The 13,822-nt window shown below is 39.2% G+C and carries 13 protein-coding genes; 8 read left to right on the top strand and 5 right to left on the bottom strand.

The genetic code is table 11. The features are described 5' to 3' along the window. Positions 1–66: 66 nt before the first annotated feature. Positions 67–396: a hypothetical protein gene (locus HDC90_RS07585; RefSeq protein ID WP_184465367.1), complete on the top strand. Its 330-nt coding sequence runs from the start codon at positions 67–69 to the stop codon at positions 394–396. A gap of 72 nt (positions 397–468) precedes the next feature. Here HDC90_RS07585 and pepT read toward each other — a convergent pair whose 3' ends face one another. Next, positions 469–1,722, bottom strand: a complete 1,254-nt coding sequence (gene pepT / locus HDC90_RS07590; RefSeq protein ID WP_184465368.1) for a peptidase T — start codon at positions 1,720–1,722, stop codon at positions 469–471. A gap of 149 nt (positions 1,723–1,871) precedes the next feature. Here pepT and HDC90_RS07595 point away from each other — a divergent pair, with 149 nt between their 5' ends. From HDC90_RS07595 to HDC90_RS07605, 3 genes are read left to right on the top strand one after another with little or no spacing between them, the layout of a single operon-like run. Next, on the top strand, positions 1,872–2,513 hold the full coding sequence (locus HDC90_RS07595) for a hypothetical protein (protein ID WP_255497536.1): 642 nt from the start codon (positions 1,872–1,874) through the stop codon (positions 2,511–2,513). Between the two features lie 30 nt (positions 2,514–2,543). Beyond that, entirely contained in the window at positions 2,544–4,283 is a 1,740-nt protein-coding gene (locus tag HDC90_RS07600; RefSeq protein WP_184465369.1) for a M14 family metallopeptidase, read from the top strand. A gap of 5 nt (positions 4,284–4,288) precedes the next feature. Then, on the top strand, positions 4,289–4,903 hold the full coding sequence (locus tag HDC90_RS07605; RefSeq protein WP_184465370.1) for a rhomboid family intramembrane serine protease: 615 nt from the start codon (positions 4,289–4,291) through the stop codon (positions 4,901–4,903). Positions 4,904–5,017: 114 nt separating this feature from the next. Here the strand turns inward: HDC90_RS07605 and HDC90_RS07610 are convergent, their stop codons facing one another. Then, the gene (locus HDC90_RS07610; protein WP_184465371.1) at positions 5,018–6,001 is read right to left on the bottom strand and encodes a hypothetical protein; all 984 of its coding nucleotides are present in this window, start codon (positions 5,999–6,001) and stop codon (positions 5,018–5,020) included. Positions 6,002–6,199: 198 nt separating this feature from the next. Further along, positions 6,200–7,336 carry a hypothetical protein gene (locus HDC90_RS07615; protein WP_184465372.1) on the bottom strand — a complete coding sequence of 379 codons (1,137 nt, stop codon included), beginning with the start codon at positions 7,334–7,336 and terminating at the stop codon, positions 6,200–6,202. Positions 7,337–7,416: 80 nt separating this feature from the next. On the opposite strand from HDC90_RS07615, the gene HDC90_RS07620 reads away from it, so the two are divergent. Further along, the gene (locus tag HDC90_RS07620; protein WP_184465373.1) at positions 7,417–8,448 is read left to right on the top strand and encodes a dipeptide epimerase; all 1,032 of its coding nucleotides are present in this window, start codon (positions 7,417–7,419) and stop codon (positions 8,446–8,448) included. Here the strand turns inward: HDC90_RS07620 and HDC90_RS07625 are convergent. Both HDC90_RS07625 and HDC90_RS07630 read right to left on the bottom strand, forming a co-directional pair. After that, the gene (locus HDC90_RS07625; RefSeq protein ID WP_029277955.1) at positions 8,426–8,623 is read right to left on the bottom strand and encodes a DUF6358 family protein; all 198 of its coding nucleotides are present in this window, start codon (positions 8,621–8,623) and stop codon (positions 8,426–8,428) included. The genes HDC90_RS07620 and HDC90_RS07625 overlap by 23 nt on opposite strands. Positions 8,624–8,748: 125 nt before the next feature. Further along, positions 8,749–9,066 (bottom strand): rhodanese-like domain-containing protein, encoded by a 318-nt coding sequence (locus HDC90_RS07630; RefSeq protein ID WP_184465374.1) that lies wholly within the window; start codon positions 9,064–9,066, stop codon positions 8,749–8,751. Positions 9,067–9,195: 129 nt separating this feature from the next. Here HDC90_RS07630 and HDC90_RS07635 point away from each other — a divergent pair, with 129 nt between their 5' ends. The 3 genes from HDC90_RS07635 to HDC90_RS07645 all read left to right on the top strand — a co-directional run bounded on the left by HDC90_RS07635 (position 9,196) and on the right by HDC90_RS07645 (position 13,620). Continuing rightward, on the top strand, positions 9,196–10,323 hold the full coding sequence (locus tag HDC90_RS07635; RefSeq protein WP_184465375.1) for a DUF4407 domain-containing protein: 1,128 nt from the start codon (positions 9,196–9,198) through the stop codon (positions 10,321–10,323). A 137-nt stretch (positions 10,324–10,460) separates the two neighbouring features. After that, positions 10,461–12,293: a M61 family metallopeptidase gene (locus HDC90_RS07640; protein ID WP_184465376.1), complete on the top strand. Its 1,833-nt coding sequence runs from the start codon at positions 10,461–10,463 to the stop codon at positions 12,291–12,293. Positions 12,294–12,312: 19 nt separating this feature from the next. Further along, positions 12,313–13,620, top strand: a complete 1,308-nt coding sequence (locus tag HDC90_RS07645; protein ID WP_184465377.1) for a M20/M25/M40 family metallo-hydrolase — start codon at positions 12,313–12,315, stop codon at positions 13,618–13,620. Positions 13,621–13,822 lie beyond the last annotated feature (202 nt).

The following is a 13,822-nucleotide window of genomic DNA, read 5'->3' on the forward strand; positions in this document are numbered from 1 at the left end:
TGGAAAGCTTAATGTCCTGTATTTTATTACTACGCATTTAATTCGCTCAAAAAAAATCAGATACCTATGGCGATAGATTTAACAAAATTATCAAATGCAAAAGTAAAGGCCGCTATTACTGCATTGCAAAAGGGGGACGAAAAAACATGGTTTCCTTTATTTGCTACCGAGGTTGCCTTTTATGATGACGGGAACCAGATGAAATTTAATAATTTTTTTAAGAAAGCGCTGGGCCATGAGCGTTTTACCAGTATAGATAAAGTTGAAAACAATGGGCTGGAGGTGTATGGTCATTTCCACTCCGACCAATGGGGCAATTTTAAAACCTATTTTAAATTTCAACTGAATAAGGAAGGAAAAATAGCGAGGTTAGATATTGGGCAAGCTTCTTATTAGTCTAGCGTCCAAAGTTGTTAGTCATGAGTCCTTGTTAATCGGTTATTAGACTCATGACTACTGACTGAAGACTTATCCCTTCTCTTCCCAGATACAAGCAATATTAATAATGGTTTGCACAGCTTTTTCCATATCCTGTACACTTACCCATTCTTGTTTGCTATGAAAGGCATGTTCTCCCGCAAAAATATTGGGGCATGGTAAACCCATATAAGAAAGTCGCGAGCCATCAGTTCCACCACGGATACTTTGTTGCTTGGGTACCACACCAGCTCTTTCAATGGCTTCAATACCATATTGCACAATTTTAGGATGTTGGTCTAAAATCTGTTTCATATTGCGATATTGTGCTTTAATATTAAGCTTGTAGGTTGATTTTGGATAGTTGGCCATTACCTTTTTTACGGTTTCTTCCAAAAACTGTCCGTGCGCGACTAGTTTCTCATCGGTAAAATCTCTGATGATAAACTGAGCTTCTGCTTCTTCTACCTGTCCGTTCATACTTACCGGATGGATAAACCCTTCTTTTTGATGTGTAGCTTCTGGTGTAAGCGTATCTTTTGGCAAGGAGTCTAAAATTTCAGCGAGAATCTTAATGGCGCTTTCCATTTTTCCCTTTGCGAACCCCGGGTGCGTACTTACGCCATAAATTTTAAGGGTGGCGCCATCGGCAGAAAAGGTTTCATCTTCAATTGAGCCTAGTGTTTCCCCGTCTATAGTATAACCAAAATCAGCACCTAATTTCTTTAAATCTGCCTTGTCTACACCACGGCCTATTTCTTCATCAGGAGTAAAAAGTAACTTTATAGTTCCATGTTTTACCTCAGGATTTCTCATTAAAAAGGCAGCTGCTTCCATAATTTCTGCTAGCCCCGCTTTATTATCGGCACCCAATAAAGTTGTTCCGCTAGCCGTGATGATATCGTTACCAATTTGGTGCTTTAGGTCTTTGTGCTCAGACAGTTTTATTACAATATTGTTGTCATCTGGCAGAATTAAATCCTGGCCTTGATATTTGTCATGAATAATCGGTTTAACATTTTCACCGCTACAATCAGGCGAGGTATCCATATGCGAACAGAAGAAAATTACCGGTAATTGCTTGTGTGTATTTGATGGGATTGTACCATACACATAACCGTTATCGTCCATTTCTGCATCAGAAACGCCGATTTCTAATAATTCTTGAACCAGTTCTTTGCCTAAATTTTTTTGTTTTAGGGTTGATGGGCAAGAGGGAGAATTTGGATCTGATTGTGTATCAATCTTCGCATATTTTATAAATCGCTGCGTGAGAGATTTGTTAAAGTTGGTGTATGTGCTCATAATTCAAAGTTAAAAGTTATAGATATTCGATAAACATATTATTTTTGTAAAAAAACGATATGATTTTTAATTTGCTGAAAGCTACGTATATAACCCTTCTGCTTGTTTTTATAGGAAGTTTTTCTTTTGCTCAATCTAATTATTTTAAAATGTCGTACGGTTTTGGTGGAGGAGTAAACAAATCATATACCGATGTGTATAAAGGAAGTTTTGGCTACACCGCCTATGGCGTATTCGATTATTATATCACTCCCTTTGTAACCTTAGGTTTAGAGGGCCAGTATGGCATGGTTCAGGGCGGAGATATTGAAACCGACCCACACAACCGCCAGTTTGTAAATAAATATACGGCCATTACAGCCAATGTAAAATTGATGGTTGGTGAAGTGGTAGACTACAATCAAAGTGAATTTTTATACAACATACGGGGTTTGTATGTGGGTTTGGGCCTTGGGGTAATTAACAATAAGATTACCGATATTGTACGGTATAAGCCAAGCTGGGCTGCGGTGGATCCCGGATATGGCCCCTTCCCCGGAAAAGATAAGAGCCTTAACATGGTGGTACCCTTAAACTTCGGTTTTAACTATTACATCAACGATGGCTATGGTTATATGCGATATGTAATCAATATCAATGCGCAATCTAACTTTACTTTTGGCGAAGGACTTGACGGTTATAACGATTCGAGCGCGAAATTTAAAAACTACTCTCCTGATGTTTATAATACCTATACTATAGGTTTTAAATACATGTTGGGTAACATTAAATCTTATCGTAAAACACTTTAATAACAGCATTTCATTTCTTAGCTTTAAGGTATGAGAAAACTCTTTGTGTTGTGTTTACTATCGATGAGGCTAAAAGCTATCGCACAAAAAACACCTTTCGAATTAAGCGGAAAAACTGAAACCACAACTTATACTGAAGCAATATCTTATTACGAAAACCTGGCTAAAAATTACCCCGAAGCCAAACTATTAACCTATGGAGATACCGACTTTGGAAAACCTTTACACCTATTGGTTTTATCACGCGATAAGGTTTTCGATCCAGTACAAATCAGGAAGCAAAATAAAAGAATCTTGTTAATCAATAATGGGATTCATCCGGGCGAGCCAGAGGGAATAGATGCATCGATGATGTTGGCCCGCGATCTGCTTAAAGCGGGCAAGCTGCCAAAAGATGTGGTGATATGCATCATTCCGCTCTACAATATAGATGGCAGTTTTAACCGTAGCGGAACTTCGAGAGCTAACCAGAATGGCCCCGTTGCCTATGGTTTTAGGGGGAATAGCAAAAACCTGGATCTGAACCGTGATTTCATTAAAACCGATTCCAAAAATTCAGCAACGTTTCAACTTATTTTTAACACCTGGCAACCCGAAATATTTGTAGATACCCATACCAGCAATGGTGCCGATTATCAATATGTGATGACGCTTATCCCGACACAAAAAGATAAGCTAAACCCAATCCTTTCTCATTATTTAACCAAAACTTTGGTGCCTGATTTATATACCGGTATGGAAAAACTAGGTTACCCAATGATTCCTTATGTAAACTCAATAGGCGAAACCCCCGAAACCGGGATAACAGGCTTTATCGAATCGCCCCGTTACTCCACTGGTTATACCACGCTGCACAACACCATCGGTTTTATGCCAGAAACTCATATGCTAAAATCGTACGATCTGCGCGTGGATGCTACTTACAAGCTTTTGCAAACCTATATTAAGGTTGTAGAACGGGATGCAAAAATTATTGGAGAGAATAAGCAAAAGGCCGACGAATTTGTAGCCGCACAGAAAGAATTTCCTTTAGCATGGAAGCTGGATAAAACTGGGGTAAACGATCTGACTTTTAAAGGTTTCGAGGCCGGACAAAAAACCAGCACGGTAAGCGGTGCTGATCGTTTATATTACGACCGCAGTAAGCCTTACACCAGAACCATAAAGGAATGGAATAAATTCGAACCCGCAGTTTCCGTTCAAAAACCGGTTGCCTATATCATTCCAAAAGCCTGGGACCGTGTAATTGCCTTGCTTAAACTGAACAATGTTAAAATCAACGAGCTAAAAGCCGATCAGAAAATTGCGGTAGAAAGTTATTATATCGGCGATTTTAAAACCGGCACTAGTCCGTATGAGGGGCATTACCTGCACGCTGGCGTAAAGGTGAATCCGGTTAAGCAAAACCTGCAATATTACGCAGGCGATTTTGTGATATATGTTAACCAGCCGGGTAACCGGTATATTGTAGAAACATTAGAACCTATGGCTACTGATTCTTACTTCAACTGGAATTTTTTCGATTCTATTCTGGATATGAAAGAGCATTATTCAGCTTATGTTTTTGAAGATACGGCTACAGAACTGCTAAAAAATAACCCTGAACTAAAAAGTAAACTGGAAGCGAAAAAAGCTTCAGACACCGAATTTGCGAAGAATGCAGCTGCACAACTTGATTTTGTGTATAAAAATTCTGATTATTACGAAAAAACACACAATAGATATCCGGTAGCCCGTTTAATTACAGACGTAAAACTTGATTTAAAATAGCCAAAATGGAATACTTCAATATCGCACCGGTTGCATCCTTAATTTTTGTTTTTACCATTATTACCAGCCTTTATGCTTTCTACGATCATTCACTTTACGGAAAGTTTATGCTGCATCCCTTTAGTGTTTCGAAAGGGCAGAATGTATATACATTAATTACGAGCGGACTGGTTCATGCCGACTGGATGCACCTATTTTTTAATATGTTTACTTTCTATGCTTTCGCTTTTACACTCGAAAGTTTGATGGGTAGCTGGCGCTTTGGTATACTTTACTTTTTGGGTTTGGTGCTGAGCGATTTGCCAACGGTGATCAAACATAAAGATCATTTTAACTATAATAGTTTAGGCGCGTCAGGAGCAATCAGCGCGGTGCTTTTCAGCTATATTTTATATAATCCAATGGCTAAAATTTACATCATGTTTATCCCAATCGGGATTCCTGCTGTAGTATTTGGGATTTTGTATTTAATTTATTGTGCTTACGCTTCCCGCAATTCCAGAGACCATATCAACCACGATGCGCACTTTTTTGGTGCCTTAACCGGATTGATTTTTACGATCATTTTTGTTCCGGGTATTTTACAGAACTTTATTACGATGTTAACGGGCGGGAGGTAGTATTTTTTGCGAAAAATTGTCATTCCCGTGAAAACGGGAATCGTAATGCAAGAAGTTAGATGTGTTTCGCTTTAAGATACCCAGTCAAGCTGGGTATGACGAATGACAAAGAGATTACCCTGCCGTAGGCAAAAAAGGCTTATCGAAGAAACTCATCGGTTCATCTGGATTTTTAATAATCTCGAATACGACATAACCCCAAGGTTTCCAGAAGTTTTCCAATACCTGCGCATACACCTTATTTTGCCAAACATCAAAAAGCGGCTTGGTCATGTTTCCGCGTAAAGGCATAGCCTCAATATAAGTGGTACCTTCTACAGGCATAAAAGTATATTCGGGCAGGCGGTTAAACAGATAGGCAGAGTAATAAAAACGGGCGCTTAGCTCTTCAAACTGTTCGGCTGTTAAGGTTTTTCCTTTTATTTCGTTAATAATGTCCTGGTGATAGCGCTTATTGGTGCCGTTATCCTGTAAACAGGCAACTATACCAAAATCTTTCATTTTTAAAGAGAAGGTTAAAGTGTTTATCTCATCACGGAAACTGAATGGTGTTTCTCCGTTTTCTAATTTCACTACTGTGATAGACCATGGCGAGAAATCTTCAAACTCCAGGCTGGTGTAAAGATTCTGTAGCATGAAATTCAGGTTGGCAAATTTCATCATTAACGATTGCGACATGTTTAAACCCTCAGCAGTCATTTCTTTGCGTAATGCCGAATGCATTTCGATATATACAAAGCCATATAAAAACTTGCCGATCCAGTTAAAAAGATCCAGCTCGGGCAAGGTAGAAACGGCATCATATCCTTTTGCAAAAGCAGCTTCGATCTGGTGTTCAAGCGGAGTTAAAAACTGCTCGTTTACCTCAGTGTTTACAGGAATAACCAAGGTATTATACGAACGGATGCTCTCATCCAGAAACTGAATCTGCTCTTCGCCGCTCAAGCCCGCCTGTTCCAATAACCATTTTGGAATTAACGGCACCTGAACAACAGGCGAATGAAAGGTTTTGCCGCTTAGGAAGCAGATTTTGTATAAAAAATCGAAGTTTTGGAAAGGATTGTATAAGCCGGTATTCATTACTGCAATATTAGCCATTATATTTTTAGGGCTTTGCACCGATATTTTATTTTAACGCAAGGATTACAACCACTTCGCCCTGTGAGCGGGTTTGCTTTACCCACTTCAGCAGCTTCCCTCTCCTAGAGGATAGGGAGACAAAGGACATTGCCATACCAGCGGTCTTAACACGATGAGGTTCCAGTTCCCTTCCTTTTAAAGGAGGATGCTTAAGCGCTAGTAGTTATTATAATAATAGCTTATATCTTCAACCAATTGGTTGTAAATGGGTTTGGTAAATTCTAAAAACAAAGCACTTGGTGGTGGAGGCAATTGTTCCCTTCTTCTGGTAATAGCCAATTGCTGCTTGCTCAGGGCCCTATCATCGCCTTGAAAACTGGCCCAGCTATCGCGCCAAATGTAAGTTCCGGGAAATTTTTGTTGGCGTACCAGCTTTTTTGTATTCCAGTCTGTAATGCTCATATCCAATAATCCAGACGATGATATATTCTTTTCAAAAATGCTTAAGGTGGCCTTTACGGTACCGTAAACTGGTTTTTTATCTCGGCTTTCACCGATTACCACGCTGTCGCGTTTTAACTTTTCAACCCTTTCTTTTACATAGGTTTGGCCTACCACAAAATCATCAAAATTTAAACTCAATACCTGATCAGGAACAATTTTTTGATCGGTAGCCTGGGCCTCGCCATAAAAAATCACAAACTTATTTCTCGAGTAATTTCCAATAAACTGATCGATCTGCTGCTGAAAATAATCGGCGCTTAATTTGTATATGCTGCTGTTTACTATAATTGGCTGCACCACAACCCTTGTTACTGCTGCCCAATAGGCATCGTTCATTTTAGCCTTAACATCTTTATAATTTGGCTGAAGATTCTGTGTTTTCTCGAACTCGTAATAGGCTTTTTTTGCCGATTTGCGGTTATTTTCTCTTAAATAACCTAAGCCCGAATTATATCGTGCTCCAGCAGCATTATACTTACTATCAGCAAGCTCATTGATATACTTTGAAGGCTTTGGGACAATGGTTAAGCAGGCAGGACAGCTGTTAATATCATCAGCCAATTGATTAATTTTTTGATAATCGTACATCACCGATTCCCACCTGTATAAATCGTTAGACATTTTAGCTTCTTCAATTTTTCGCAAATGGTCTTGCAGCGCTAAATCATATGCCGTTTTTAGCACTTCCATGGCTTCGCTATTTTTGGGCGAGTTTTGCAGCCTGCTTACTGCTTTAGCAACCGAAGCATCATAATCGCCTTTTTGTAAGGCTTTTTTTCCTGTGGTACATCCTCCAATAATTATTAAGGATAAATAAATAAAATACCGTAATCTTGAATTGTTTTTCATGGCTGTGGTAGTTGCGTTAATAAAACAAAGATAAATTTGTAAAGCGATAATTACCTTATTTATTTAGAAGACGATTGATAATGAAGATTAGTTGCAGGCAATTTGAGTTAGAATTAAAACATCCTTTTTCGATTTCGAAATTTACCCGTACCAGTACCCCCTTAATGTTATTAAAGATAACGCATGAAGGTGTAATAGGTTATGGTGAGGCCTCTATGGTACCTTATATGGGCGAGAGTTACGAAAGTGCGGCAGCCTTTCTTAGCCTTGTAGATTGGGGAAAAATCCAATATCCATTCGATTTCAAAGAAATTATTACCTACCTGGATAGCCTTGCGCCCGGCCAACCGGCCATTAAAGCAGCTGTAGACATTGCCCTTAACGATATTCAAGGGAAACTTTTAAATAAGCCTTGCTATGAAATTTACGGTGCAGACCCGGCTAAAATGCCCGTAACTTCTTATACCATCGGGATTGATACCCCTGAGGTCATCCGCGAAAAACTGAAAGACGCCGAAGCTTTTAAAGTGATTAAAGTTAAACTGGGGAGGGATAACGACCAGGAAATTATCGAAACGATTAGGAGCATGACCAACGTACCCTTATATGTGGATGCAAACCAGGGCTGGGCAGATAAGATTAAAGCAATCGATTTAATTTATTGGCTGCATAACCAGGGTGTGGTGTTAATTGAACAGCCTATGGATAAAAATAACCTCGATGGGAATGCCTGGTTAACCGAACGTAGTCCGATTCCATTATTAGCTGACGAAGCTGTACAGCGTTTAGCCGACATGGATAAATTGAAAGGTGCTTACCATGGCATTAACGTAAAGCTGATGAAAAGCTGCGGCATGTACGAAGGGCATCAGATGATTTTGAAAGCCCGTTCTTTTGGAATGAAAGTGCTGATTGGTTGTATGAGCGAAACCAGTTGCGCCACTTTGGCTGCGGCTGCTTTAGCTCCCCTATGCAACTGGGCAGATTTGGATGGGCCATGGCTGACCAAAAATAACCCCTTTACCGATCCAGCTTTCGAAAATGGTAAGTATATCTTAAAAGACCTGCCAGGTTTGGGCTTAGCAGGTGCTACTTCTGATCTTTTTCTTTAAAGCTTTTTCTGATGTCTTTAGTAAGCTGATACTTAAAGTAGAACAAACAAGCCGTAGTGCCTACCAAGAAACCAGCTGGAAGATATTTAGCGTTGTTATAACACCATACCAATCCGAAAATAGAAAGGATAATAGCTAAGTTATAGAAGATATTTAAAGCAAATTTTTTACCCATGGTAGAAATGATTGAATGACGAAATTAGAGAATGATTGAATGGCAGCCTAAGGGCAAGGAAAAGATATATGAATTTTGAATAAGCGGTAATAACTCCACTCATTCAAAATTCACTCATTCTATCATTAGTAAACCGGCATGCTCGGATCAAAAGCCTCTTGCCAAGCTAAAATACCGCCTTTTAAGTTATAAAGATTTTCAAATCCGTATTGTTGCTCCAACTGCATCACTGCTGCTGCGCTTCTTTTCCCGCTGCGGCACTGAATAATTACTGGCTTATCTTTAGCAACCTTATCAGCCTCAATTAAAATTCCACCCAAAGGGATATTCTCCCCTTCAAGATTGGAAACCTCGTATTCGAATGTTTCACGAACATCAATCAATTGAAAATCTTCTTTGTTATCGATTTTCTCTTTTAGTTCTTGTACTGATATTTCTTTCATTTTTATTAAATGTATTTATGCAAATATAGGAAAATCAACTTTACGCTCCCCATCAAAAAAATGCCATAAAATTTCGTGTGAAACTGTAACAACTTTAACCCTTAGGCGTTTAATTATAAATAGTTACAAATGGACAAACTGAACCGTTTCTTTTGGTTTTGCTCTGGCGCTCACATCCCGACACTGGAAAAGTATCCTTCAGAACAAAATAAATATACTGGCATTGGTGCCACCATCTTTTTTACTGGCTTATTTGCAGCACTTTCTGGGGGTTACGCCATGTATTTTGTGTTTAAAGGCGATGATCTGGCCGTAATTTTCGCTATTGTTTTTGGCTTTTTATGGGGGGCAGCCATCTTTAATATGGACCGTTATATCGTATCGAGTATTAATAAAAGTGCCAGTACCAATAAACAATTATTACAGGCTACGCCGCGTATTCTGTTGGCCATTATGATCGGTATGGTAATTTCGAGGCCCATAGAGCTTAAAATTTTCGATAAAGAAATTAAAGAGCGCCTAAAGGTGAGTTACTTAAATGGTCAGCGTGCTAAAATTGATACCCTGAACAAAGCCTTCGAGAAAAAATATCAGGTAGAATTTGGCAGGTTAAATCAACAGAAAGCCACAAGGGATTCGCTTGAAAAAGGAATTAAAGCAGATAGACAGAAACTTAATTTCGAGATTTTCGGAAACAAAACCACCGAAACATCGGGTGTAATGGGTTATGGGCCATATGCCAAACGCAAGGAAGCCGAAATTGCACAGCGCACTGCAGAATTAGACTCGCTAAAGGGTAATATCAATAAATCAGAAGCTTTTGTAGATAAACGCAAAGAATTTGATGGACTGTTTACCGAAAAACTGTATACGAAAAAGCAGTTAGACAGTTTATCGGATATTGCTGGTTTTGCTGATCGCAACTGGGCATTGGGGCAACTTAAATTTAATGTAGATGGCACACGGGATAACAATACGGCAATTGCTGTTACTTTTATCGGGCTGCTGTTTATCTTTTTTGAATGTTTGCCTGTGTTTGTAAAACTGATGAGCGCGCGCGGACCTTATGACTATGCGATAGCGGATGGAGATGAGGTATCAATATATCATTCGAAAAAGGATAAAGATTTCCATTTTGAAGTGGCTGATAATATTCACGAAACGAGAGTCGATTCCGAATCGTCAAAGAAGAAAGAAATTATAAAAGGCAAAGCGTACCGCGACCTCGAAAAACACGATTGGGACAGCGAGGGCTAATGTATAATTAATGATGACTGATGGTTAATAGTCTATACCTTATCTTATGAACAATACACTATCAACCCAAAAACAATTAACTATGAACCATCAAACATCTCACCTTTTTCCTAAATTGCCCCTATAATCCCGATTTTATGAAGAAATTTTTAGGTGCAGCAGCATTTGGTCTACTATCGTTTCAGGCTTTTGCCCAAAATGAGATCAGTTATACGGTTTCCTTTCCAAATGCTATCCATCATGAAGCTGAAATCAGCATGTTTATCCCCAATGTTCCGGCAGGTACACTAAAGATTAGAATGAGCAGATCTTCTCCGGGTAGGTATGCTACACATGAGTTTGGAAAAAATGTGTATCACCTGAAAGCATTCGATGCATCAGGAAAACAGCTGATTATTAAACAATCTGCGGGCGATGTTTATGAAATCCCCAATCACGGCAGCAGCATAAAAGTAGCCTATACACTTTTTGGAAATTGGATTGACGGAACCTACGCTGGTTTCGACGAAACCCATGCACACATGAATATTCCGGCAACTTTTGCTTTTCCTGTAGGCATGGATAACAGGCCGCGGTTGGTGAAATTCAATTATGCCGAAAAACAGGACTGGAAAGTGGCCACACAGCTTAAACCAATGGCCAATGGAGCCTATTTTGCCCCAAATCTCCAATATTTTATGGATAGCCCTACAGAAATTTCTAATTATAAAACGGCAAGCTGGCAGGTTAAAAATACCGATGGTAAAGTGCAAACCATCCATGTCATTACGCATTCTAACGACAGTCAGGAAACCATTGATCATTATGCTGAAATGCTTAAAAAAATGGTCGATGAACATTTTGCCGTTTGGGGCGAATTCCCCACATATGATTATGGTAATTATTATTTTCTGGATGATGTATATCCCGAGAACGCAGGCGACGGAATGGAGCACAGAAATTCTACCTCCATTGTACAACGTACGCCCAAAATAGAAGGTTATGAGTCTAACCTCCTGGGTACTTTTTCGCATGAATATTTCCATAGTTGGAATGTAGAGCGTTTAAGGCCGAAAACCTTAGAACCCTTCAATTTTGAACATGCCAATATGAGTGATGAACTTTGGCTGGCTGAAGGCTTTACCCAATATTATGGCAATCTGTTATTGGCGCGGGCCGGTTTAAAAACTACAGACAATGCCATACAGACTTTTAACGGACTAGTAAATACTGTTTTACTATCGCCAGGTGCAAAAAACTTTTCGCCTATTGAGGCCAGTAGATATGCTGTGTTTGCTGATGCGGGTGTGGCTATCGATCAGACCAATAAAGATAATATTTTCACCTCCTATTATACCTATGGTGCTGCCACAGCTTTAGCTTTAGATCTTCGTTTAAGAACCGAATTTAAACTCAGCCTTGATGATTATATGCGTGCCCTTTGGAAAGCTTATGGCAAAGCAGAAATAGCCTATACCGTACCCGATTTGGAGAAAACCTTAGCAACGCTAACTAAGGATCCTGCTTTTGCTGCCGATTTCTTTAAAAAATATATTTATGGCACAGAAAAGAACGATTATGCCAAGCTACTTTTAAATGCAGGCCTTGTGTTGCGTAAAGCAAATCCTGGTAAAGCTTTTGCTGGCTTTGGCAAAATTAATCTGTTGGATGGGAAACTGATTTTAGGGCAAACGCTGATGGGTACACCAGCTTATCTGGCAGGCTTAGATGTTAATAATGTATTGCTAACCATAGATGGTGTGGCATTAAAAGATATAGCTGCGGTTACTGCCGTTACCGATGCCCACAAACCAGGTGATGTGCTGAAGGTTACTTATCTTTACCGTGGAGCGCAGAAAACCGCTCAATTAACCTTGATAGAAGATCCAACTTTAGAAATTGTTCCGGTTGAAAAAACAGGTGGGAATTTAACACCAGCTATGCAGGCTTTTAGAGATAAATGGCTAACATCGCAGGTAAAATCTAAATAGCATTAAAAATACTTATTATATGAAGAAAATATTCTTTTTTACCCTTATCGGGATGGCAAGTTTGCAGCTTAAAGCGCAGAACATCGATAAAATCATTACCCGCGAATACACCGATCACCTGATTAAAACCTTAAGTGCCGATGATATGCAGGGGCGTGCAACCTTTACGCCAGGCATTGATAAAGCGGCTACTTTTATCGAATCTGAATTTAAAAAGATTGGTTTGCAACCTTTAGCTGGTGAGAAAACTTTCCGACAAACTTTTAACAAATACCAGGTTACCAATCTAAGTACAAGTGTTAAGATTGATGGACAGGAAGTTGCTCCAGAAAATTTAATCGTTTCAGGCGTAACCTCAGAAAGTGTTACCCTCGATAAATCGAATACCACTGTTGTTAAGTTAGACCCCGAGAAACCTTTTGTGGCGCAACTAAGAGCAATGATGGGAGCCGAGAAAAATCAGATCGTGTTGGTCGATAGCAAATTTGCAGATCTTTTTAACCGTTATAGAGGCTATTTCGGCAAACCGGCAACTGTTGATGAAAAAGATGTAAAAGCAACTACTAGTGCTGTACAGGTTTTTGTTTTGGGCAAAGATGCCGCGACTGATTTTTCGGCAACATTTAAAAGTAAGGTAGATAAAATGCCTTTATTTAATGTTGCAGGGGTAATTCCAGGTAAATCGAAAGCGAAAGAAATTGTGGTTTTCTCTGGCCATTACGATCATTTAGGCTTCTTAAAGCCTGTAGAAGGTGATAGTATTGCCAATGGTGCAGATGATGATGCTTCGGGTACAACTGCTATGATTGCTCTTGCCAAATATTACAAAGCGCAAAAAAACAACGCGCGTACTTTAATCTTTGTTGCCTTTACTGCTGAAGAAATCGGTGGTTTTGGTGCAAAATACTTCTCTGAAAAACTGAATCCGGATGATGTTGTGGCCATGTTTAATATTGAGATGATTGGTAAGGATTCGAAATTCGGTAAGAATACTGCCTTTATTACCGGTTACGAAAGATCTGATTTTGGTAAGATTTTGCAGAAAAACTTAGCCGGAACTGAATTTACCTTCCATCCAGATCCATATCCAGATCAAAACTTATTTTATAGAAGTGATAATGCAACTTTAGCTGCTTTAGGTGTTCCGGCGCACACCATCAGTACCGATAAAATCGATATTGATAAGCTATACCACAGTGTGAAAGACGAATACAGTTCCTTAGATGTAGAAAATATTCTTTCTACTATTAAAGCAATTGCTAAGAGTGCAACCAGCATTGTTAATGGCACCGATACCCCAACCAGGATACCGAAATTGAAGCAATAATAAAACATTCAAGCCTGATGGGTTTTTTGTAGCATTTCGTCATGCTGAATTTATTTTACAAGTAGGGGTAGTATTTTCAATTGTCTTGTAGCTACTACGTGGTCAGCATCTATCATGCTATTAAGACCCTGAAATAAATTCAGGGTGACGATCATATTTAAACCCGCGATGTTTGTACGAATCGAACAAATAAAAATGGCCA

Origin of the sequence: Pedobacter sp. AK013 (assembly GCF_014205835.1) — a bacterium.
Classification (GTDB): Bacteria; Bacteroidota; Bacteroidia; order Sphingobacteriales; family Sphingobacteriaceae; genus Pedobacter.